Origin of the sequence: Cupriavidus nantongensis, from assembly GCF_001598055.1 — a bacterium.
In the GTDB taxonomy this organism is placed as follows: domain Bacteria; phylum Pseudomonadota; class Gammaproteobacteria; order Burkholderiales; family Burkholderiaceae; genus Cupriavidus; species Cupriavidus nantongensis.
In genome coordinates this window covers 625,665-646,716 of record NZ_CP014845.1, presented here as the reverse complement: position 1 = coordinate 646,716, position 21,052 = coordinate 625,665, and the positions used below count along the sequence as shown (strand labels likewise).

Sequence of the window (21,052 nt, the reverse complement as noted above, 5' to 3'; positions counted from 1 at the left end):
TGCCGGGCGCGGCTTTCGTCATGCGGCGATGGCCGCTTCACACGCCTGTCCTGTTTCGTTCCCGCGCGGCGCGAATCGTTCCAATGCGATAGCTGCACGCCGTGCTCGCCCCCGCTTCATTCAGCGCAAACGGCGGTTCACACTCGCGTGTGAACCGCCGTCTCTCGCTGCGTTACGCCGACTTAGCCTTGCTGTGACCTGGCCGTGCGCGCGGCCTGCTCGCGCAGCCGTTCCTCCTGTTCCCGGAGTTCCGGCGTCAACTCGTCGCCAAAGTCCTCGAGCTCGAACAATGGCCGGATCTCGATGTCGGATTCGCCTTCCATGGGATTGGGACAGCGCTTGACCCATTCCACCGCCTCATCCATCGACTTGACCTGCCACAGCCAGAAGCCGGCAACGAGTTCTTCCGGGTTCGCAAAGGGCCCATCGGACACCGTGCGCTGGCTGCCCGAAAAGCGCACGCGCTTGCCCTTCGAGCTGGGCTGCAGGCCCTCGCCCGCCAGCATGATGCCGGCCTTGACCAGTTCTTCGTTGAAGTTGCCCATCGCTGCCAGCAGTTCAGTGCCGGGCATCTTGCCGGCTTCTGAGTCGCTGGTTGCCTTGACGATCACCATGACACGCATCGATATGCCTCCTCAGGTACGTGTGTGGCGACATGCGCGCCGGATGGCGCGCTCCACGCTCCCGCGATGGGGCGTGTCGCACACCGGTCCAGCATAGACGTTATTGCGGGGAAGCTATTGCCATTGCTGCATCGACCAGGTCGAGCGCCGGCGCAGGTCTTCCTGTCCCGGCTGGCGCGGCGGCTTGCTGAGGTCATCGTCGTGCCGGGGTGGAAGCTGCTCTTCGCTCTTGCGCGAAGGATCGGCCGGCGGCACCTCAGGTACGTTCGGCCCTTCCTCAGGCCGTGGGATTTGATGTGCCATGTTGCCCTCCTGCTTGCAGAGTACGACACCCTTGACGATGCAACGGCCATGCCAAGCCGCGCGGCGCGGTTTTGTGCGCCCCGGCGATCCCGTGCGCCGACGCGTGCTGCGCTGGCGGGTCCGCCGCGCAATCTCGGCGCGCAAATCTGCCTGAATTTGTAATGCGGCATGCGGGCGCGCTGTCGATGTGCTGCGCCGGCGCCGCGTCCGGCATGGCACAGAGGCGATCGCGCCAACCGCCACCGCCCGGCACGAAAGGTGCACCGCCCTCCCGTGGCGCGCCGGCTTGGCCCGGTGCGCCACGGATACTTCAATGCGGAGGCGCACCATGGAACAGACGGAAACGACAAGCACGCCCACCAGCACATCGGGCCTGCGCCAGCAGGAGACGCGCATGTCTTCGGTATCGGGTTCGGAAGCGCGCAGCGGCGCGCCGTGGAGGGATACGTCGGCACGATCGTCGGCATCGCAGGACCTGGCGCGCGAGCTCGACCGGCTGATTGATCGCCTGCCGACCTTGTCCGGCGATAACCTCGAGCAGGCCAAGTCGGAGTTCGTCGAACTTGCCGCCAGGTCGGGCAGCGCGGCGACGGAGATCGCGGCGAAATCGGCCGATGTGGCGCGGCGCGTGAAAGGACGCGTCAGGAGCGAGTGGGAAACCAGCCTGGAGCGGACCGAATCGTTCGTCCATGCCAACCCCATGCGCGCGCTCGGGATGGCGCTGGGAATCGGCGTGATACTTGGCGCGCGGCTGTTCGGCGGACACCGGCATCACCGCGACATGTGAGCTGCGGCGGCCGCTCAGTTGGCGCGCTCAGTTGGCGCGCTCAGCTGGCGCGGTCGCGCGGCACCGCGGTGCCGAACTGCTTGCGGTAGGCCGACGGCGATACCGCGAGCGCCTGGGTGAAGTGCTGGCGCAGCGAAACCGCCGAGCCGAAGCCGACCAGCCCGGCCACCAGGTCGACGCCCTTGTCGGTGGTCTCCAGCAAACGCCGCGCCGCGGTCAGCCGGTGGTTCAGCAGCCACTGCGTCACCGTGGTGCCGGTCTTCTCCTTGAAGCGCCGCGTGAAATTGCGCCGGCTCATGCCGGCCTTCGCGGCCAGCGTATCGAGCGTCAGCGGCTCGGCCAGGTGCGCAATGGCCCAGTCCAGCGTCAGGCTGAGCCGGTCGGCGCCGTCCGCCTGCGGCAGCGGGTGCTCGATGTATTGCGCCTGGCCGCCGTGCCGGTGCGGCGCCACCACCATGCGGCGCGCCACCCGGTTGGCCACCTCGGCGCCATGGTCGCGCCGCACCAGGTGCAGGCAGCAGTCCAGCGCGGCGGCGGTGCCGGCCGAGGTGAGGGTCGCGCCATCGTCGATATAGAGCGAATCGCGGTCGAGCCGCACGCGCGGATAGCGCTGCGCGAAGTCGTCGGCCCAGGCCCAGTGCGTGGCCGCAGTGCGGCCGTCCAGCAGCCCGGCCTCGGCCACCACGAAGGTGCCCAGGCACAGGCCGGCGATGCGCGCGCCGCGCGCGCTGGCGGCCCGCAGCGCATCGAGCAGCGCTTGCGGCGCGCGCTCGCCCGGATCCCGCCACGCCGGCATGATCACGGTATCGGCCTGCTCCAGCACGGACAGGTCGTGTTCCACCTCGATGCGGAAGCCTGACATGGTGGAAATCAACCCCGGCTTCTCGGCGCAGATCAGCAGCCGGTAACGCGGCACGCCGAGGCGGTCGAGGTCGTCGCCAAAGACGATGCAGGGCACGGACAGGTGGAAGGGGCTGATGCCTTCGAAGGCAATCACCGCGACGGTGTGCATTGCAATCTCGCTGGGTTGGGGGCTTGCCTGGGGCACTTTGATCGCTGAAACGGCATGGCCATGTCAGCATGGTTTGGCCCGATTCTATCGGATGTTGTCCATCGGGCCACTTCCGGCGCGGCCGGCGGCGCCGGAAACTACGCTCCATGCCGCGCCTGCGGCGAACGCAGCGGCCGCCAGCGGCGCCGCTCTTCCATCCCTGTCGACGAGGACCACCATGCCCCACCTGACCCTACGCACCATCGCCGGCGCTCCGGCGCGCACCGCCATCGACGCCGCCAGCACCGCCGTGCTGGTCATCGATTTCCAGAACGAGTATTTCAACGGCAAGCTGCCGATTCCCGACGGCCCGGCTGCGCTTGGCAACGCGCGGCGCCTGGTCGACCACGCGGATGCCGCCGGCATGCCCGTGTTCCACATCCAGCATGTCACCCCGGCGGGCAGCCCGGTGTTCGCCGAGCACGGCGCCACCGTGGCGTTCCACGGCGACCTGCAGCCGGCGCCGCACCACACCGTGGTGCAGAAGACCTCGGTCAGCGCCTTCCCGACCACTGACCTGGACCAGCGCCTCAAGGCGGCCGGCATCAAGACCCTGATCATCACCGGACTGATGACCCACGCCTGCGTCACCGGCGCGGCGCGCGACGCGGTGCCGCTGGGATACGGTGTGATCGTCGCGGCCGACGCCTGCGCCACGCGCGACCTGGATACCGCGGCCGGCACGATTGCGCACCAGGACCTGCACCGCGCCGCGCTGGCCGCGCTCGACGACACCTTCGGCGATATCCTGACCACCGAGCAGGTGCTGAAGCTGCCGCTGGCCTGAACGGACCCGGCCCCTCGCCGCAGTGGCCGTGGCTCAGCGGCCGGCCGCGCCGACGATGGCGTGCGCCGCGGCCACCATGGCCTCTGACGATTCCAGCGCGCGCGCCGGGTCGTCGCGCTTGCGCACTGCGGCGGCGCTGGTCGCGCGCGCGGCGCCGTCGGGGCTGGCGGAGAACTTCACCACGGTCAGCCCTTTGGCGGGATTGATGTAGAGCTTCTGGCCGAAGCGGCCGCTGGCCTCGATGCTGCCGTCGCCGTCGTTGCGCTGGAACCAGTAGTTGCGATAGCCATAGCCGTCGCGGCCCGCGGTGGTGTTGCCGCGCGCGAAGCGGGCCTGGTTGCCGGCGGGCTGCAGCGCGATCCGCACCGCCTTCGGCGAGATGCCGAGCGTGGCATCGCCGGCCGCGGCGCGGCGCACGGTCTCGCCGAAGCGGGCGGCATCGCGCAGTGTCGAGTTCATGCCGCCGCTGGCCATTTCGGTGCCCTGGCGGTCGACCTGGGTGTAGGCATCGTCGTCGGCGAAGCGCGACCACAGCCGCTCGGTGACGAGGTCCGCCCAGCGCTTGCCGGTAATGCGGCGCAACGCCCACGCCACCGCTTCGGGAGAGCCGTTCTGGTAATACCAGACGCCGCCGTCCGGGCCCTCGCCGGCGGTGCCGGTGGCGTGCACGACCTTGAGGAAGTCGTAGATGGTGTCGGGCGCGTCGGCCTTGCGCGGCACGATGCCCACCGCGCCGAACAGTCCCAGGTCAGGCGGCAGTGCCTGCGGATAGCCGACCGGCACCTCCATGTCCAAATTCTGCTGCACCGTGGCCTCGCCGAACGGGTTGCCGGCCAGCTCGGGCACGTACTGCGCCAGCCGCGCGTTGGGATCGAGCTTGCCCTCTTCGACCAGCATCGCCGCCAGCAGCCCGGTCACGGACTTGGTCATCGACGCCCAGATATGCGGCTGGTGCGGGCCGAAGCCGGCAAGGTAGCGCTCGTACACGATCCGGCCCTGGTGCAGCACGATAAAGCCATCGGTATGCGTGTCGCGCAGGTAGTCCGCCACCCGCACCGTCTGGCCGGCGACGGTAAAGCTGACCGCGTCCAGCTCGGCAGACTGGCCCGGCAGCGCCAGCGGCTGGCTTGCATGGCGGATGCCGACGGTCGGCGACATCTCGCGCGCGTGCCGGAACGCCCAGCGCATATAAGGCGGGCGCAGGCCGGTGCCGCGATTGACCTGCCTGTCCGGCGGTGGCGGGAAGCCCTGCATCACTTCGCTCTCGGCCACCGCCGCGGGCTGGCCCGCGCCCTGCGCCAGTGCTACGCCGGCTGGCACCGCCATCGATGCCACCAGCGGCACCACCGTCCACCACGCCCGACTGCGCCGGAACCCCGTCCCGCGCGACTTCGCTTGTGCCTGCATGCTGTCTCCATGGCTGTCGAGGCGGCTGCACGCGCGGTGCGTCGCCTTCTGTGATCCGATGCCAGCCTGCCGCAGCAGGCCGCGGGCGCCATGTTGCAGGCCTGCGGCCATGGCCACAATCCTCTGTTCGGAATAGAGCCATAACCCTTGGGAATGTCGGCGGGAGCGTTGGCTCAGGCGCCGCCTTCAGACCGCCAGGCGCGCTTGCGGCCGTTCCCGCCTGACCACGCCCAGCGAGAACATCGACAGCCCGGCAATCAGGGCCGGCACGCCGATCCACGCGAACAACGCCGGCATGCCCAGCCCCATCGACAGCATGGTCGCGCCGCCGACCGAGCCCACCACCGAGCCCATCCGGCCCACGCCGTTGGCCCAGCTGACGCCGGTGGCGCGGCAGTCGGTCGGATAGAAGCTGGCCGAGAGCGCATTGGCGCCGACCTGCGAGCCCGAGATGCAGAAGCCCGCGACAAACACCGCTACGCCCGCGGCCACCGGCTCGGCGGCAACGCTGCCCACCGCGGCGATACCCAGCGCCGCCAGCGCGTAGCTGGTCGCCAGCACATGGTGCGGGTTGAACCGGTCCATCAGCCAGCCCAGCGCGATCGCGCCGACCGTGCCGCCCACCTGGAACATGGTCGTCACCAGCGCCGCGGTGCGCAGCGAATGGCCGGTGCCGCGCAGCAGCGTCGGCAGCCAGCTCGATAGCAGGTAGATCACCAGCAGGCTCATAAAGAACGTCAGCCAGAACAGCAGCGTGCCGCGCAGCAGCTCGGGGCGGAACAGGTGCCGCACCGGCGAGCTGGCGGCGCGCTGCTCGCTGACGGCGAAAGAGGCGCCGCGCAGGTCTTCATGCGGCGCGATCTTGCCCAGCGTGGCGACGATGCGCTCGCGCGACTTGCCGGTCATCACCAGATAGCGCACCGATTCCGGCAGCAGCCACACCAGCGCCACCGCCAGCAGCAGCGGCAGCACGCCGCCGGCGACCAGCACCGAGCGCCAGCCGAAGGCGTCGATCAGCCCGGCCGAGGCCAGTCCGCCCAGCGCCGAGCCCAGCGTGAAGCCGCAGAACATGGTGGTGACCAGGAACGAGCGCCGCTTTTCCGGGCAGAACTCCGAGGTCAGCGTGATCGCGTTGGGCATGGCCCCGCCCAGCCCGAGGCCGGTGACAAAGCGCAGCAGCACCAGCGTCCACAGGTCCGGCGACCACGCAGACGCCAGGCTGGCGGCGCCGAAGCACAGCACCGACAGCACCAGCACGCTCTTGCGGCCGAAGCGGTCCGCCAGCGGGCCGAACAGGAAGGCGCCGGCCATCAGGCCGCCCAGCCCGGCGCCGAACAGCGGCGCCAGCTGGGCCGGCGTCAGCTGCCATTCGGCGCGGATAGCGGGCGCGATAAAGCCGATCGCGGCGGTATCGAAGCCGTCGACGGCGACGATCAGGAAGCACAGTACGACGATGGTCACCTGGAACGCCGACAGCGGCTGGCGGTCGATGAACGCGGTGACGTTGAGCGGTGGGCTGGCAGGCATGGTGTCTCCTCCTGGTTGCCAGGTTTGGGGCGAGGGGCGAGAGAGGGCCGGCCGGCGGCTTCGTCGGCCGCCAGCTCGATGCAAGGTTTTCAGCGCGGAAAGAACACCGCGCTCAGCGGCTTACAGCCAGGGCGTGGCGCTCAGGCACTTGTCGGCGCGCCAGCCGTGCAGCCATTGCAGCGCGTCGTAGAACTGCGCCTGCGTGCGGCCGGTCCACAGGGTGTTGCGGACCAGGCGGTCGATCCCCTTCGCGTGGTAGACGCGGCCCATGTCGCGCGCGGCATAGAGCACGCGCGCGGTGCGCGGGATGCGGGCCTGCTCGTACAACTTGAAGGCTGCGGCGTAGTCGCCGTCGGCGGCCTGCACCGCGGCGCCCAGCGTGACCGCATCCTCCAGCGCCTGGCAGGCGCCCTGCGCCACGTATTGCGTCATCGGGTGCGCGGCATCACCGAGGATGGTGGCGCGGCCGAAGCTCCAGCGCTCGACCGGGTCGCGGTCGGCGGTGGCCCAGCGCTTCCATGAGGTCGGGCGGTCCAGCATCTGGTGCGGCAGCGGATGGATGCCCTCGAAGTACGACAGCACTTCTTCCTTGCTGCCCTCGCGCACGCCCCAGGTTTCCTGTTCGCGGCTGTGGAAGGTCACCACCAGGTTGTACTGCTGGCCGCCGCGCAACGGGTAGTGCACCAGGTGGCAGTGCGGGCCGGCCCACACCACCGGCGCGTTGACCTGCAGGTCCTGCGGCATGCTGGCCACGTCGACCACGGCGCGGTAGACCACGTGCCCGGTCACGCGAGCCTCGTCGCCGATCAGCGCCTGGCGGATCGCGGACTTGACCCCGTCGCAGCCGATCACCGCATCGCCGCGGTGGTGCTCGCCATGCTGGTCGACCACGGTGACGCCGTGCTCGTCCTGCAGCAGCCGCTCCACGCGCGTGCTGGTGCGCATCGTGATCAGCGGATGGTCCTGCACGGCCTCCAGGATCGACAGGTGGATATCGACGCGGTGGATCACGCCATAAGGGTTGCCGAAGCGCTCGCGATACGCCTGGCCGACATCGACCTGCGCGATCTCGCTGGTATCGATCGCATCGCGCAGGCTGAGGAAGTCGGTAAAGACCGTGCGGCCACGCGCGGCCTCGCCCACGCCGAGCGCGTCGAGCGCGGCGAAGGCGTTGGCGGCCAGCTGGATGCCGGCGCCGATCTCGCCGATCTGCTCGGCCTGCTCCAGCAGTTCGATGCGGATGCCCTGGCGTGCCAGCGCCAGCGCCGCGGCCAAGCCGCCGATGCCGCCGCCGATGATCAGGACCTTGCCGGTGGCGTTGTGGGTATTGCTCATGTCTGTCTCCTGGCCTGCGCCGCTGGCGTCAGGCGGTGCTTATGCTGTGTAATCCGGCTGGCGCGCGGGCGCGGCCTGGGCGAAGGCGAGATGGGTGCTGGCGTGGGCGTAGACGGCCATCGCGCGCTCATAGCGGCCGAGGTCGCACCCCATGCGCAGCGCATTGGCAACCTGCGGCACCAGCGCCACATCGGCCAGCGTGGGTGCGTTGCCGAAGCACCACTGGCCATGGCCATGGCGCGCCAGCAGCCGTTCGACGCCCGCCATGCCTTCGTCGATCCAGTGGCGGTACCAGGCATCCTTCTGCTCCGGCGTGACCTTCAGTACGTCCTGAAGGTAGCGCAGCACGCGCAGGTTGTTGACCGGATGGATATCGCAGCCGACCAGCATCGACAGCTCCAGCACGCGCGCCCGCTGCTCGGGGTCCTGCGGCAGTAGCCGCGGCTCGGGATAGCGCGCGTCCAGGTAGTCGATGATCGCGAACGACTGCCCCAGCGTGAAATCGCCATCGACCAGCGCGGGCACGGATGCGGACGGGTTGATGCCGTCGACATACTCCGCGTGCCGATGCTGGCCGGTGCGGATATTGACGGCCAGGTAGTCGTACGGCAGACCCTTCAGGGCCAGCGCGATGCGCACGCGGTACGAGGTGGAACTGTTGAAGAAGCTGTAGAGCTGCATGGTTCGGCCTGCCTGGGTTCAGACCACGCGCACGGTCAGTTCGCCCAGCCCGTCGACGCCGGTGACCATGGTGTCGCCGGCCTTGACCGGGCCCACGCCCTCGGGCGTGCCGGTGAAGATCACGTCGCCCGGCTCCAGCCGGAAGAACTGCGACAGGCAGGCCACGGTCTCGGCCACCGACCAGATCAGGTGCGATATGTCGCTGCGCTGCCTGGTTTCGCCATTGACCGTCAGCCAGATGCCGGCCTGCTGCGGATGGCCGATAGCGCTGGCGCGGTGGATCGGGCCGACCGGCGCCGAGGCGTCGAAGGCCTTGCCGATTTCCCACGGGCGGCCCATCTCGCGCATCTTCATCTGCAGGTCGCGGCGGGTCATGTCGAGGCCGACCGCGTAGCCCCACACGTGTTCGAGCGCCTGCTCGACGCCGATATCCGAGCCGCCCTTGCCGATCACGGCGACCAGCTCGGCCTCGTAGTGGTAGTTCTGCGTCTGCGCGGGATACGGCAGGTCGAGCGTGGTGCCGGACTGCACCGGGACGATGGCGTCGGCGGGCTTGCAGAAGAAGAACGGCGGCTCTCGCTCGGGATCGAAGCCCATTTCGCGGGCGTGCGCGGCGTAGTTGCGGCCGACGCAGTAGACGCGGCGCACGGCGAACTGGTCATCGCTGCCGGCAACGGGGATGGCAACGGTGGCGGGAGGCGTGAAGACGTAGGACATGTTCGAGGCTTCCAGTAATTGGTCAGGTGAGCGCCGGCCCGCGGTGCCGGCTGGCACCGCGCGCGGCGGCATTGGTCGGGTTGTCGGGCTCAGGTGCGCGCTTCGCGCAGCAGGTTCAGCGCGGACAGCACCGGCCGGTCGGAATAGCTGAACAGCACCGCGTCTTCCAGCGCGCCCAGCTGCACCGGCGCCCACGACGGCGCCACGAACACGTCGCGCGGCTCGAACTGGAACTGCGCATCGCCGATGCGCACGGTGCCGCGCCCTTCGACCACGCTGTACACGGTGGCGTCGGTGCTGCGGTAGGTCTTGCCCTGGAAGCCGGCCGGCAGGTACTGCATGAAGGTGGCGATGGTCGGCATCGGCCAGCCGCCGGTGGCCGGGTTGACGTAGCGCAGCTTGACGCCGTCCCAGGGATCGAGCTCGCCGTTGCGGTAGAGCTGGTCCAGCGCCTCGCGCGAGCGCGCATACGGGTAGCTGAACACCGGCGAGGTGGGATCGGTCACGCGGTGCCGCACCGGCACCATGTTGTGGCCGAAGCGGGCAAAGCTGTCGCCCTCGGCGCGGGTCACGGGCTGCTGCGACTCGGGGTAGTTCTCGGCAAAGCCGGCATCGAACTGCTGCACCATCGGGATGTCGAGGCCATCCAGCCACACCACCGGCTCGCCGCCGTCCTCCACGCTCGGGTTGCCATGGTCATGCCAGGTCCACGACGGCGTGATGATGAAATCGCCGGGATGCATGGTGGCGCGCTCGCCGTTGACGGCGGTCCACGCGCCCTTGCCTTCGACGATAAAGCGCAGCGCCGACTGCGTATGGCGATGGCTGGGCGCGATCTCGCCCGGCAGGATCAGCTGCAGGCCCGCATACAGCGTCGAGGTGATGCTGGACTTGCCGGGGATGCCGGGGTTCTCCAGCACCAGCACGCGGCGCACCGCTTCCTCGGCGCTGATGACGCCGCCGGCCTGCATTACCAGCGGGCGGATCTGCGCGTATTTCCAGATCGCGGGAACGATCTGCGGCCGCGGCTGCGGCGGCACCAGGGCGTGCAGCGACTCCCACAACGGGGTCATATGGCTGCGGCCGATTTCTTCGTAGTAGGCCACGCGGGCCGGGTCTGGGGTGTGCTCGGACATGCTGTCTCCGTAACTTGGTGCAAGGCGTTTCGAGAGCGCTCTGGGTGGGTGCCTGCGTCACTGCGCACCGTTCTGTGGTTGTCGTTATACGCCTCGCCCTATAAGATCTGAAATGAATATTTCATCTTATCGATACGATTTACCGTATAGGTCGCCCCATGGATTGGACCCAGAGACTGCGCCTGCGCAACCTGCAGATGCTGCTGAGCCTGGCCGAGACCGGCAACATGAGCCAGTCCGCCGCCATGCTGAACACCACCCAGCCAGGGCTTTCCAAGTGGCTGAAGGACCTCGAGGACGATATCGGCCTGCCGCTGTTCGAGCGCCAGGCGCGCGGCCTGCGGCCCACGCCCTACGGCGAGTCGCTGATCGAGCACGCGCGCCGGATCGAAGCCCAGCTCGATACCGCGCGCGACGACCTGCAGGCCATGCGCGACGGCGGCAGCGGCATCGTGGTGGTAGGCACCTCGGGCGCATCGGCGGCGGACACCGTGCCGCTGGCCGCGCTGCAGCTGATGCAGCGCATGCCCCGCGCCAGCGTGCGGCTGCTGGAAACCACCATGGACCGGCTCATGACCCAGCTCGCCCGCAGCGAGCTGGATATCGTGGTGGGCCGCTCGGCGCCGGAGCTGCAGGACGCGCAGCTGCGCACCGAATCGCTTTACATGGAGCCGATCCACTTCGTCGCGCGGCCGCGGCACCCGCTGCTGCAGGGCGGCAAGGTGGCGTGGGACGACCTGTACCGCCACCGCTGGGTTGTATGGCCGCGCGGCACGCCGATCCGCAATGCCCTGGAGGGCGCGCTCGCCAGCGCCGGGCGCGCGCTGCCGGCGGACTGCGTGGAGAGCAATTCCACCGTGCTGAACCTGACCCTGTTCAACAACAGCGACATGGTCGGGCTGGCGTCGCACCGCACCGCGCGCCGGCTGGAAGAGCTGGGCGCGCTGCGCATCGTGCCGCTGCGGCTGGCGGGATTCGGCTCGGTGTCGATGTACTGGCGCGCGGACGGCGAGTCGCGCGCCGCGGTGGCGACGATGCTGGAATGCCTGCGGCTGGCGGCCGGCGTGGCCCAGGTGCCCGCTGCAACCGGGGCCTAGCGCGCCGCATAATCTCGTCAACCGCCACTTCCGGTGCCTGCCATGCACCTTACCGACACCCGCCTCAGCGACCTGCTGCGCCATCCGCTGCGCTTCGCCTGGCACACGCTGCGCCAGTTCCGCGCCAACCAGGGCCTGCTGCTGGCCGGCGCGGTCGCCTACTACGCGCTGCTGTCGATCGTGCCGCTGCTGATCCTGATGGTGATCGCGCTGTCGCACGTGATCGAGCCGGAACTGCTGCTGTCGACACTGGCGCGCTATCTCGAGTGGATCGTTCCCGGCCAGGCGCGCGCGCTGGTCACCGAGCTGGCCGGCTTCCTGCGCAACCGCGGCACCATCGGCTGGGTGCTGCTGGGCACCATGCTGTTCTTCAGCTCGCTCGCCTTCACCGTGCTGGAAAACGCCATGTCGGTGATCTTCGAGCACCGCGTGGCGATCCGGCGCCGGCATTTCCTGGTCTCGGCGCTGCTGCCGTATTGCTATATCGCCGTGCTCAGCATCGGCCTGCTGCTGGTCACGGTGGTATCCGGCGCGCTGCTGGCGATCGGCGAGCGGCACGTCGAGGTGCTGGGCCGCGACTGGTCGCTCGACCGCCTCTCCACCGGCCTGCTCTACCTGCTCGGCTTTATCGGCGAGGTGCTGATGCTGACCTCGATCTACCTGGTGATGCCGGTCGGCCGGCTATCGCTGCGCCACGCGCTCACCGGTGCGGTGATCGCCGCGGTGCTGTGGGAGATCTCGCGCCACGTGCTGGTGTGGTACTTCACCACGCTGTCTCAGGTCGGGCGGGTCTATGGCTCGCTGACCACCGCGATCGTGGTGCTGCTCAGCCTGGAAATCGCCGCGACGTTGCTGCTGCTCGGCGCACAGGTGATCGCGGAATTCGAGCGCGGCGCCTGGCACAAGCTGCCGGGGCGGCGTGGGCGGGCGGAGGAGTTTCATACCTGAGCGCCAAGTTGAAGACGCTGCTTTACGCCAGCGCCGCGTCCATGCAGGCACGCAGGCGCGCTTCCGCTTCCGCGTCGAAGGCACCGATGAAGACCAGCGCCGAGTTCTGCAAGCCGGCGCCTTCCGCGGGGCGCAGCCGCATTCTTCCGCCGACGACGTGAACCTCGTGCACCCGTGGGTCGGCGTCGAGCCGCACCAGCCCCTTGGCCCGCAGCAGGCGCACCGGCATGGTCGCCAGCGCCTGCCGCAGGCGCGCCTTGTCGAAGCTGCGGTGGGTCTGGTAGGCAACGCTGCGGATGCCGGCATGGCCGCCATCCACCCCGCCGCGCTGCCAGCCCGATCCGTCCAGCCGCGCCGCGCTGACAGGCGCGGGCGGCGCGCTTGCATCGAGAAACACCGACAGCGGCAGTTCGCCCGAGCGCGCCGTCAGCACGGTGGCGTGCGGCGCCAGGTCGGCGGCAGTGGCGGCAGCGCGTGCCACGCCTTCGGCCCCGGCCAGGTCGGCCTTGGTCAGCGCCACCACCGACGCGCCCATGACCTGCCGCCGCACCATGTCGCCGACCAGCGGATCGTGCAGGCTGTCGTGCACGCCGGCGGCGTCCACCGCAACCAGCACCGCGTTGAGCCGGAACGCCGGGTCCAGCAGCCCGACCTGCGCGATGCGCTGCGGGTCGGAGACACCGCTGGCCTCGATCACCAGCAGCTCCGGCCGCTGCGTGCGCGCGGCGATGGCCACCAGCGCCTCGGCCAGTCGTCCGCCGATCGAGCAGCAGATGCAGCCGTTCTCCAGCTCGATCACATCGTCGCTGCGCGCGCGCACCAGCGCGGCATCGATATTGACCGCGCCAAAATCGTTGACCAGCACCGCGATGCGGCAGCCGTGCGCATTGGCAAGCAGGCGGTTGAGCAAGGTGGTCTTGCCGGCGCCCAGGTAGCCGCCGACCACCACCAGCGGAACCGGCGCGCGCGCGTTCATCGTGCCGGCGCCGGGAATACGCGCCCGCCCAGCACCGTGCCCCAGACCCGTACATCCTTCAGGCTTGCGGGCGCCACCGCGGTGGGGTCGTCCTCCAGCACCGCGAAGTCGGCCAGCTTGCCGGGCGCGATGCTGCCGATGCGGTGCTCCAGCTTCAGCGTATAGGCCGCGCCCATGGTGATGGCGTAGAGCGCGTCGGCCAGCGTCAGCCGTTCGGCTTCGCCCAGCACGCGTCCGGAAGCGGTCTGGCGCTGCATCGCGCACCATGCCGTGAACAACGGGTTCAGCGGCGTGATCGGCGCATCGGAATGGATCGCGAACGGAATCCCCAGCCGCCGCGCCGTGCCGGCCGGGTTCATGCGCGCGGCCCGCGCCGGCCCCACAGTCTGCTCGACGTGCGCATCGCCCCAGTAGTACAGGTGGTTCGAGAAGAAATTGATGCACAGGCCCAGCCGCGCCGCGCGCGCCAGTTGCGCGGCATCGGCCAGCTGGCAATGCTGCAGCGTATGGCGATGGTCCGCGCGCGGGTGGCGCGCCAGCATGGCTTCGAGCACGTCCAGCACCACTTCGGTGGCCTCGTCGCCATTGGTGTGGATATGCAGCGGCAGGCCGGCCAGGTGGAACGGCGTGAAGGCATCGAGCAACTGCTGCGGCGGGATCAGCCACAGGCCGTTGGGCTGGCCGCCGGCATAGCCCGGCGCGCGCAGGCGCGCGGTAAAGCCCTGGATCGAGCCGTCGACGATGAACTTGACCGGACCGAAGTGCAGCTTGTCGGTGCCCGCGGCCGCGGCGGCCGCGGCGGCCTGCACGCGCGCCGGCCCGCCCTGCGCATTGCGTTGCGGTGAAAACGCCGGGACGATGCGCAGCGGGAAATCGGCTTCGGCCGTGACGGCGCGCAGCGTCTCCAGTCCCTGCGGCGACAGGTCGTTGACCAGGTCCGTGGCCGTGGTCACCCCCGCCAGTTGCGCCACGCGGCCGAAGCGGCGCACCGCCCCGGCGTTCTCCGCGGCGGCCAGCGACAAGCCGCTGCCCAGCACGCGCTGCACCGGGAACATCGCCGCGAACTCCTGCAGCTCGCCGGTGGGCTGCCCGTGCGCGTCCTTGTGCACGCCATCGATATCGGTGTCCGCATCGATGCCGGCCAGCGCCAGCATCGCCGAATTCACGTTCATCAGATGCACGCTGGCATGCATCACCACGATCGGGCGTGTCGCCGACACGCGGTCCAGCTCGCGCACCGACAGCCGGCTGGTGCCGAAATAGATCGGGTCGAAGCCCCACGCCAGCAGCGGCGCATCGGCGTCGCGCATCTGGCTGGCGGCGCTGGCGAGGCGATCGATCACCTGCTCCAGCGTACGCAGGCCGCGCCACAGCCGGCCATCCGGATCGCGGCGGTCGAAGTAGCCGACGTAGACCGCGTCCCACATCGCGCCCTCCATCAGGTGGCAGTGGCCCTCGACCAGCCCCGGCATCAGCACCTTGTCGCGCAAGGTGTCGAGCTGCAGCGCATCGGGCCAGGCAGCCATGTCGGCGGGGCCGCCGACGGCCAGGATCTCGCCGTCGCGCACCGCGACATGGGTGGCTTCGGGCCGGTCCGCCTCCATCGTCAGGATCTTGCGCGCCACGAATACCTGCGTGCGCGCCGTGTGGTGTGGAGTCATTGATTGCATGGGTAGTGTTTTCAGGCCGCCTGCACGCGGTCCAGGCGGGGGGCGTAGTGCACCAGCGCGGTCACCAGCAGGTTCACGCCCAGGCTGATCAGGCCGAGGTTGAAGCCGCCAAAGTCGGCCTGCTGCACGTACAGCGCGATCGCCAGCAGCTGGCCGGTGACGATGCCCAGCGCAATCGCCAGCGGCCGCACCTTGAGCGAGAACAGGATCACCATCACGCCGGGGAAGAACTGCGTCACGCCGTAGTAGGTGGTGTTGATCAGCGTCAGCATCAGGTTGGGCGTGGCCAGCGTCATCGCGATCGACAGCACCAGGTAGATCACGATCACCACCTTGGCGCCCTGCTTCTGGCGCGGCTCGGGCAGGCCCGGCAGCAGGTTGCGCGTGACGATGGGGCCGATCGCCAGGCAGATGCCGGCCAGCACCAGCAGGCCCGACAGCGCTGCGCCCGCGGCCACCAGCCCGAGCAGCCAGCCCGGCAGCAGCCGCACCGCCGCGGCGAAGAAGGCCTCGTTGGGCGACGCCAGCTGCAGGTTCTGGCTGATGGCGTAGTACGACGCCAGCACCAGGAACGGGTACATCAGCATGTACAGCGGCATCGCCACCTGGGTGCGCCGGATGGTGTTGGCGCTTTTGGCCGTGAAGAAGTTCTGCACCGCGAACGGCATCACGTAGAAGCCCAGTGCCTGGAACAGCATGGTGCTCATCGAGAAGCGCAGCTGGGTCTCGCTCATCTGGTTGCTGACCTGCACGCTGGCGGCGTGGAACACGTCGCCGACGCCGGCCTTCCAGCCCACCGCAACGCCGGTGGCGACAATCGCCACCACCATCAGGATGTCCTTGAGGATAGCGATATATGCCGAGGCGCGCACGCCGGAAATGGCGATGTAGGTGAACGCCAGCGCCGCGGAGATCATCACCAGGTACATCGGGTCGAAGTCCCAGCCCAGTCCCTTGAGCGCCGCCACCAGCCCGGTGAACTGCAGCTGGCCCCACGGCAGCAGGAACAGGATCGACGAACCCGCCACGATCAACTCCAGCGCGCGGTTGCCGTAGTGGCCCTTGAACAGGTCCGGCAGCGTGATCGCGTTGTAGCGCGCGCCGGCCTGCCAGATCTTCGGGCCCAGGAAGTAGCCGAGCGGATAGGCCAGCAGGATGTAGCCGAGGAACCACACGCCATAGGTCGGCCCCTTGGCATAGATGCCGCCGGGAAAGCCCACCATGGTGCCGATGCTGTAGATCTCGCCCGCGGCCAGGAAGAACACCAGGAACGCGCCGAACTGCCGCGACGCGACGAAGAAGTCATGCATGCTCTGCGCGCCGTGGCCCTTGCCGGAGCGGATGGCGAGATAGAGCGAGTACACGATGAAGCCCAGGAACACCGCTGTGGTCATGGCCGGCTCCCCGCGTCAGGCTTCGGGCGCCGCGTCGGCGCCGTGGCGGTCGAACAGCAGCCAGCACGCCAGCATGCAGCCCGAGGTCAGCACGAACCACGCAAAGATCCAAGCGTAGATAAAGGGCACGCCGAGCACGAAGCGCTCCACCGATGCCACCCACGGCAGCATCCCGATCACGCCGATATACGGCAGGCCTAGGCCGATCAACAGCTTGAGCATGTCTTGTCTCCGATGTCCGATGGACGTTGTTGCGGTCGCCCGTGCGGGTCCCGCCTTTTTTGTTCCGCTCATCATAGGTAGCGGCAAGGTATGATTCAAATGCAAATGTTGAACCGCTCCCATAACCAATGCGCATGGTTTTCCGCATGGACACCCAGAAACTTCTGCATCTGCTCGCGGTGGTCGAGCACGGCACCTTCTCCGAAGCCGCCCGCGCCGTGCACCTGACCCAGCCGGCGCTGAGCCGCAGCATCCGCGCGCTCGAGGACGAGCTGAAGGCGCCGCTGTTCGACCGCGGCGCGCGGCGCGCCACGCTGACCGTGTTCGGCGAGCTGGTAGCCGAGCGCGCGCGCCGCATGCGGCTGGAAGAGCGCCAGCTGCGGCGCGACCTGGAGCTGCTGCGCGGCGGCGAGGAAGGCTCGCTCGCGATCGGCGTGGCGCCGGCGCCGGCGGCGCTGTTGCTGACGCCGTTCCTGATCCACATGGCGCAGGCCCACCCGCGCATCAAGGTGCGCACCGAGACCGGCGCCACCAGCGCGTTGCTCGAGGCCCTGCGCAACGAGACCATCGACGCCATCGTCGGCGACGCCTACGTGCTGCGCGCGGCCGACGACGTCGAGGTCGAGCCGCTCGGCGAACTGCCCGCCGGCCTGGTCTGCCGCGCCGGGCATCCGATCCTGCGCAAGCGCCGCATCGATATCGACACCATCCGCGCCTACCCCGTCGCCACCACCACGCTCAGCACCGTGGTCAGCCGGCAGCTGGCGGAATTGTGGGGACCCGACGCCGCGCCGGAGCGGCTCTTCACCCTGCATTGCGACAACCTCGACATGCTGCGCAGCGTGACGCTGGCGAGCGATACGCTGCTGTTCGGCGTGCTCTCGATCACGCGGCAGGAGCGCGCCGCCGGACTGATGGCCGAAGTGCCGATGCCGCCCGATGCGCGCCGCTGCGGGCGCTACGGCATGGCGCGCATGGCGGCACGCTCGCTGTCGCCGGCGCTGGAAGTGCTGTACCGGTTCACGCGCGAGCACTGGAAGGCGCTGTCGTCCGAAGCCGGCGGCGGCAACCGGCGCCGCTGAGCAGCCGCTGCGGTATGCTCCCCCTGATCCGTCGCCCGCCATCGCCCCATAGCCCTTGCCCCATCGCCCTTGCCCCGCATGACCGAAGCCACACCCGACCGCCCCCGCCGCATCACCATCCACGACGTCGCCCGCGCCGCCGGGGTCTCGCTGACCACGGTCTCGCACGCGCTCAACGACCGCGGCGTGCTCGACCCGGCCACGCGCGCGCGCGTCAAGCGCGTGGCGGCGGAGCTGGGCTACCGGCCCAGCGTGCGCGCGCAGCGGCTGCAGTCGGGCCGCGCCAACTGCATCGCGCTGCTGTCGTCGATGCCGTTCGCGGTGGCGGGCGGCACCTCGCGGCTGGGCTTCATGATGGAGGTGGCGGCGATCGCGGCCGAGGCGGCGATGGGGCGCGGGCTGGGCGTGGTGCTGGTGCCGCCGCTGGAGGGCGCCGGCGGCCTGCTCGATACGCTCGATATCGACGGCGCCATCGTGATCGAGCCGATCGCCGGCGACCCGCATATCGCGCGTCTGCGCGAGCGCGGCGTCAGCATCGTCTCGATCGGGCGCGAGCCGCTGACCGAGACCCCGGTGCCGTGCGTCGACCTGCAGTCGGCCGAGACCGCGCGGTTGCTGCTGGCGCACCTGCACGGCCACGGGCGCCGGCAGATCGGCCTGATGATCGGCGCCGCGCCGCGGCAGTCGTATGTGGAAACGGAACGCGCCTACCGCGAGTTCACGCAGGCGCTGGGGCTGCCCTGCCATGTGGTCAAGGCGGCGGAGGAACATGGCGAAGCCGCTGGCGCCGAAGCCTGCGCGCAATTGCTGGCGCAGATGCCGGGGCTGGATGCACTGTGCGCGCCGGTCGATGCCTTCGCGGTCGGCGCGATGGCGCACCTGCAAGGACTGGGCAGGCGCGTGCCCGACGACGTGCTGGTGGTGACGCGCTACGACGGCATCCGCGCGCGCAGCGCGCAGCCGCCGCTGACCGCGGTCAACCTGCACCTGGAGCGCGTGGCGTCGCTGGCGGTGGAACTGCTGTTCGCACACCTGTCGGGCGAGCGCAGCCGCACGGTCATCACCGGACCCAAGCCCGAACTGGTGGTGAGAGCGTCGTCGATGCCGGGGGCTTGACGGACTTTTCGGGAAGGGATGGCCGGACTTCGTGGATGCACCGGCCCTCTCCCCCGCCCCTCTCCCGCAGGCGGGAGAGGGGAGCAAACAAGCGAGAGAGAAAGGCCCTTGGGCTCGCCCGCGACAACGCCATGCGAGCGCAGCGACGCACTCCGTGCCCGAGCAGCAGACCTGAGATAGGGAGTGCGCGCAGCGCAGCCGAAGGCGTCCCACCAATAACGTGCTTAGCAGGCGGCCACCGACCTAAAGTCGGGTTCGTCCATCCGACCTCGAACGCCAGGCACTTCCAGGTAGCGTCAGCAGGGTCGAACCACCAACCGCCTGACCGCAAGTCACCACCGTTTGAACCACCAACGCCGCCTTGGCCAGCCGCCCAGGCGACGCGCTCTTTGCCTCCTTTCTGTCGCTCGGAATCGAGTAGGGTGAGGGGTTACCCCCTCAGCCCTCTCACACCACCGTACATGCGGGTCCGCATACGGCGGTTCACGAACGAGACTGCAGGCGCCGCTGTGTATCCAGCAGCGAGATCAACCCCATGGCATCGAAGTAGCGTTTAGGGAAGGCTTCGCGCATGGGTGGGGCTCCGGCGTTCCACCATGGTCCGCGCCCGTTCAGCGCAGTCCTGGCTGCCCGCTTGGCCTCCAGCCCCTGGCGCCGCATAAGCGCCAGTCGCGTTCGCCATGCTTTGGCTTGCCGCCATATCAGACAGCGTAGCCGTCGGCGCACCCATCCGTCCAAGTTCTCCAGTGGCCGCTTGCTCTGCGTGTATTGGAAGTACCCAATCCACCCGCGCAGCACCGGATTCAGCACCGCGATCGTGTGAGCCAGGCTTCTTCCTCGACCTTTGCGCACCACGTCCTTGATGCGTCCAATCAGCCTCGCAGGCTTTCCGGAGCGATGCGCAGCTTCGCCTGATGATGAGAGGACAGGCTGTAGCCCAGGAACTTGCGCTTCCACGGCCGCTCGCATGCGCTCTTGGCCTCGTTGACCCGTAGCTTCAAGCGCTCCGCAAGGAACGCCGTCATCCCGGCCAACAGCCATTGCCCCGCCGTTCTGCTTCGGACGTAGATATTGCAGTCGTCGGCATAACGGCAGAACGCCAGCCCCCGCTTCTCCAGTTCGCGGTCCCAATCCGTCAGCAGGATGTTCGACAGCAGCGGCGACAGCGGCCCGCCTTGCGGCGTGCCCTGCCTCCTCGCCTCGGCCACCCCGCCGCGCATCAGCCCCGCTTCCAGATACCGCCGGATCAGCTTGAGCACCCGGGCGTCCTTCACCTGCCGGGCCACCCGCGACATCAGGATGTCGTGGTTGACCCGATCGAAGAACTTCTCCAGATCGATATCCACCACCCAGCGCCGGCCTTCCTGCACGTACCGCTGTGCCTGCAAGACCGCCTGCTGAGCGCTGCGCCCCGGCCTGAAGCCGTAGCTCGACTCGGAGAACCCCGTTTCGTAGAGCGGTTGGAGTACCTGCAGCAGCGCCTGCTGGATCAGCCTGTCCACCACCGTCGGGATGCCCAGTGTCCTTATCCCGCCCGCAGGCTTGGGGATGTCCACCGCGCGCACCGCCTGCGGGATGTACTGGCCGGCCAGCAACGCCGCCCTGACGCTTGGCCAACTCACCTTCAGCCAGTCGCGCAACGCCGTCACCTCCAGGGCATCCACCCCAGCGGCGCCGCCATTGCCGACCACCCTCCGGTACGCCAGCCACATGTTGCTTCTCTCAACCACCGCCTCCATCAGCGATGGCGCCTGCGCTTTCGTTTGCCCGACAGCCGCCGTGCCATCCTCCGCACCCCCATCGGCGCCAAGCAGGTTCCGCCCGCCTTCCTCCGCTGTGGGCTGCACTCGTTCGTGCATTTGGGCTTCGTCGGTAAGCATCGAGGTCTGTCGTCCTAATCGCGCTCGTTCATGTTCGGCCCTTCAGTGCCAACCGCGCACCTACTATGGCCTCTGCTGACTTCTGCACCGCCATCCCGACGCCTCTCGACGTCAGTAGCACCATGGCAGCGATGCAGATCTCCCCGGGTATGACGCACTCACCTTCACGCTTATGCCTGTCGGATTTACGCCGCATCGTTCCGTGCAAGTACTGGGCTTTGGCTACTCTGGCCGCCTCACCCCGATGCGTCGCCTCATATCCGCTTCCTGTTCGTCAGGCCAGCGCTTTGCCTCGGACTTCCTTCAGACTCCC

Annotated in this window: 20 protein-coding genes and 1 pseudogene; 6 read left to right on the top strand and 15 right to left on the bottom strand. The window is 69.0% G+C overall.

From position 1 onward, the window contains the following. Nucleotides 1–182: 182 nt before the first annotated feature. Both A2G96_RS24190 and A2G96_RS33485 read right to left on the bottom strand, forming a co-directional pair. The gene (locus tag A2G96_RS24190) at nt 183–623 is read right to left on the bottom strand and encodes a YciI family protein (protein WP_062802746.1); all 441 of its coding nucleotides are present in this window, start codon (nt 621–623) and stop codon (nt 183–185) included. Nucleotides 624–737: 114 nt separating this feature from the next. Beyond that, nucleotides 738–926, bottom strand: a complete 189-nt coding sequence (locus tag A2G96_RS33485) for a hypothetical protein (RefSeq protein WP_147310513.1) — start codon at nt 924–926, stop codon at nt 738–740. 328 nt (nt 927–1,254) lie between these two features. Between A2G96_RS33485 and A2G96_RS24185 the strand changes: the two genes are divergently transcribed. After that, nucleotides 1,255–1,713, top strand: a complete 459-nt coding sequence (locus A2G96_RS24185) for a hypothetical protein (RefSeq protein ID WP_231909736.1) — start codon at nt 1,255–1,257, stop codon at nt 1,711–1,713. Between the two features lie 40 nt (nt 1,714–1,753). On the opposite strand, the gene A2G96_RS24180 is transcribed toward A2G96_RS24185, so the two are convergent. Then, complete coding sequence (locus A2G96_RS24180; RefSeq protein ID WP_062802744.1) at nt 1,754–2,725, bottom strand: GlxA family transcriptional regulator; 972 nt, start codon at nt 2,723–2,725, stop codon at nt 1,754–1,756. Nucleotides 2,726–2,942: 217 nt separating this feature from the next. Between A2G96_RS24180 and A2G96_RS24175 the strand changes: the two genes are divergently transcribed. Further along, nucleotides 2,943–3,551: a cysteine hydrolase family protein gene (locus A2G96_RS24175; RefSeq protein ID WP_062802743.1), complete on the top strand. Its 609-nt coding sequence runs from the start codon at nt 2,943–2,945 to the stop codon at nt 3,549–3,551. 33 nt (nt 3,552–3,584) lie between these two features. Here A2G96_RS24175 and A2G96_RS24170 read toward each other — a convergent pair whose 3' ends face one another. The 6 genes from A2G96_RS24170 to gtdA form a co-directional block, all read right to left on the bottom strand. Then, nucleotides 3,585–4,958: a serine hydrolase domain-containing protein gene (locus A2G96_RS24170; RefSeq protein WP_062804117.1), complete on the bottom strand. Its 1,374-nt coding sequence runs from the start codon at nt 4,956–4,958 to the stop codon at nt 3,585–3,587. 186 nt (nt 4,959–5,144) lie between these two features. After that, nucleotides 5,145–6,485, bottom strand: coding sequence for an MFS transporter (locus tag A2G96_RS24165; RefSeq protein ID WP_062802742.1), 1,341 nt, complete (start codon nt 6,483–6,485; stop codon nt 5,145–5,147). Nucleotides 6,486–6,605: 120 nt separating this feature from the next. Continuing rightward, the gene (locus A2G96_RS24160) at nt 6,606–7,820 is read right to left on the bottom strand and encodes a 3-hydroxybenzoate 6-monooxygenase (RefSeq protein WP_062802741.1); all 1,215 of its coding nucleotides are present in this window, start codon (nt 7,818–7,820) and stop codon (nt 6,606–6,608) included. 39 nt (nt 7,821–7,859) lie between these two features. Further along, on the bottom strand, nt 7,860–8,501 hold the full coding sequence (maiA, locus tag A2G96_RS24155; protein ID WP_062802740.1) for a maleylacetoacetate isomerase: 642 nt from the start codon (nt 8,499–8,501) through the stop codon (nt 7,860–7,862). Nucleotides 8,502–8,519: 18 nt separating this feature from the next. Next, complete coding sequence (locus A2G96_RS24150) at nt 8,520–9,218, bottom strand: fumarylacetoacetate hydrolase family protein (RefSeq protein WP_062802739.1); 699 nt, start codon at nt 9,216–9,218, stop codon at nt 8,520–8,522. 89 nt (nt 9,219–9,307) lie between these two features. Further along, on the bottom strand, nt 9,308–10,354 hold the full coding sequence (gene gtdA / locus A2G96_RS24145) for a gentisate 1,2-dioxygenase (protein ID WP_062802738.1): 1,047 nt from the start codon (nt 10,352–10,354) through the stop codon (nt 9,308–9,310). A 158-nt stretch (nt 10,355–10,512) separates the two neighbouring features. Here gtdA and A2G96_RS24140 point away from each other — a divergent pair, with 158 nt between their 5' ends. Together A2G96_RS24140 and A2G96_RS24135 are read left to right on the top strand one after the other, a co-directional pair. Further along, complete coding sequence (locus A2G96_RS24140; RefSeq protein ID WP_062802737.1) at nt 10,513–11,451, top strand: LysR family transcriptional regulator; 939 nt, start codon at nt 10,513–10,515, stop codon at nt 11,449–11,451. A 42-nt stretch (nt 11,452–11,493) separates the two neighbouring features. Beyond that, nucleotides 11,494–12,399, top strand: coding sequence for a YihY/virulence factor BrkB family protein (locus tag A2G96_RS24135; protein WP_062802736.1), 906 nt, complete (start codon nt 11,494–11,496; stop codon nt 12,397–12,399). A 22-nt stretch (nt 12,400–12,421) separates the two neighbouring features. Here the strand turns inward: A2G96_RS24135 and A2G96_RS24130 are convergent, their stop codons facing one another. The 4 genes from A2G96_RS24130 to A2G96_RS24115 are packed head-to-tail and all read right to left on the bottom strand — an operon-like array spanning nt 12,422 to nt 16,661. After that, entirely contained in the window at nt 12,422–13,375 is a 954-nt protein-coding gene (locus A2G96_RS24130; RefSeq protein WP_062802735.1) for a CobW family GTP-binding protein, read from the bottom strand. Further along, nucleotides 13,372–15,036, bottom strand: a complete 1,665-nt coding sequence (locus tag A2G96_RS24125; protein ID WP_062802734.1) for an amidohydrolase — start codon at nt 15,034–15,036, stop codon at nt 13,372–13,374. Before A2G96_RS24125 ends, A2G96_RS24130 begins: the two co-directional genes overlap by 4 nt. Nucleotides 15,037–15,056: 20 nt before the next feature. After that, nucleotides 15,057–16,439, bottom strand: a complete 1,383-nt coding sequence (locus tag A2G96_RS24120) for a sodium:solute symporter family protein (RefSeq protein WP_062802733.1) — start codon at nt 16,437–16,439, stop codon at nt 15,057–15,059. 15 nt (nt 16,440–16,454) lie between these two features. Continuing rightward, complete coding sequence (locus tag A2G96_RS24115; protein ID WP_062802732.1) at nt 16,455–16,661, bottom strand: DUF3311 domain-containing protein; 207 nt, start codon at nt 16,659–16,661, stop codon at nt 16,455–16,457. A 146-nt stretch (nt 16,662–16,807) separates the two neighbouring features. On the opposite strand from A2G96_RS24115, the gene A2G96_RS24110 reads away from it, so the two are divergent. Both A2G96_RS24110 and A2G96_RS24105 read left to right on the top strand, forming a co-directional pair. Then, a complete protein-coding gene (locus tag A2G96_RS24110; RefSeq protein WP_062804116.1) occupies nt 16,808–17,743 on the top strand; it encodes a LysR family transcriptional regulator in 936 nt (311 codons plus the stop codon). 78 nt (nt 17,744–17,821) lie between these two features. Further along, entirely contained in the window at nt 17,822–18,859 is a 1,038-nt protein-coding gene (locus A2G96_RS24105) for a LacI family DNA-binding transcriptional regulator (protein ID WP_062802731.1), read from the top strand. A 714-nt stretch (nt 18,860–19,573) separates the two neighbouring features. Here the strand turns inward: A2G96_RS24105 and A2G96_RS34175 are convergent. Continuing rightward, nucleotides 19,574–19,828 (bottom strand): annotated as a pseudogene (locus A2G96_RS34175) (group II intron maturase-specific domain-containing protein); the annotation flags it as partial. Then, nucleotides 19,732–20,739 (bottom strand): group II intron reverse transcriptase/maturase, encoded by a 1,008-nt coding sequence (gene ltrA, locus A2G96_RS24100; protein WP_231909735.1) that lies wholly within the window; start codon nt 20,737–20,739, stop codon nt 19,732–19,734. The gene ltrA and the pseudogene A2G96_RS34175, both read right to left, overlap by 97 nt. Nucleotides 20,740–21,052 lie beyond the last annotated feature (313 nt).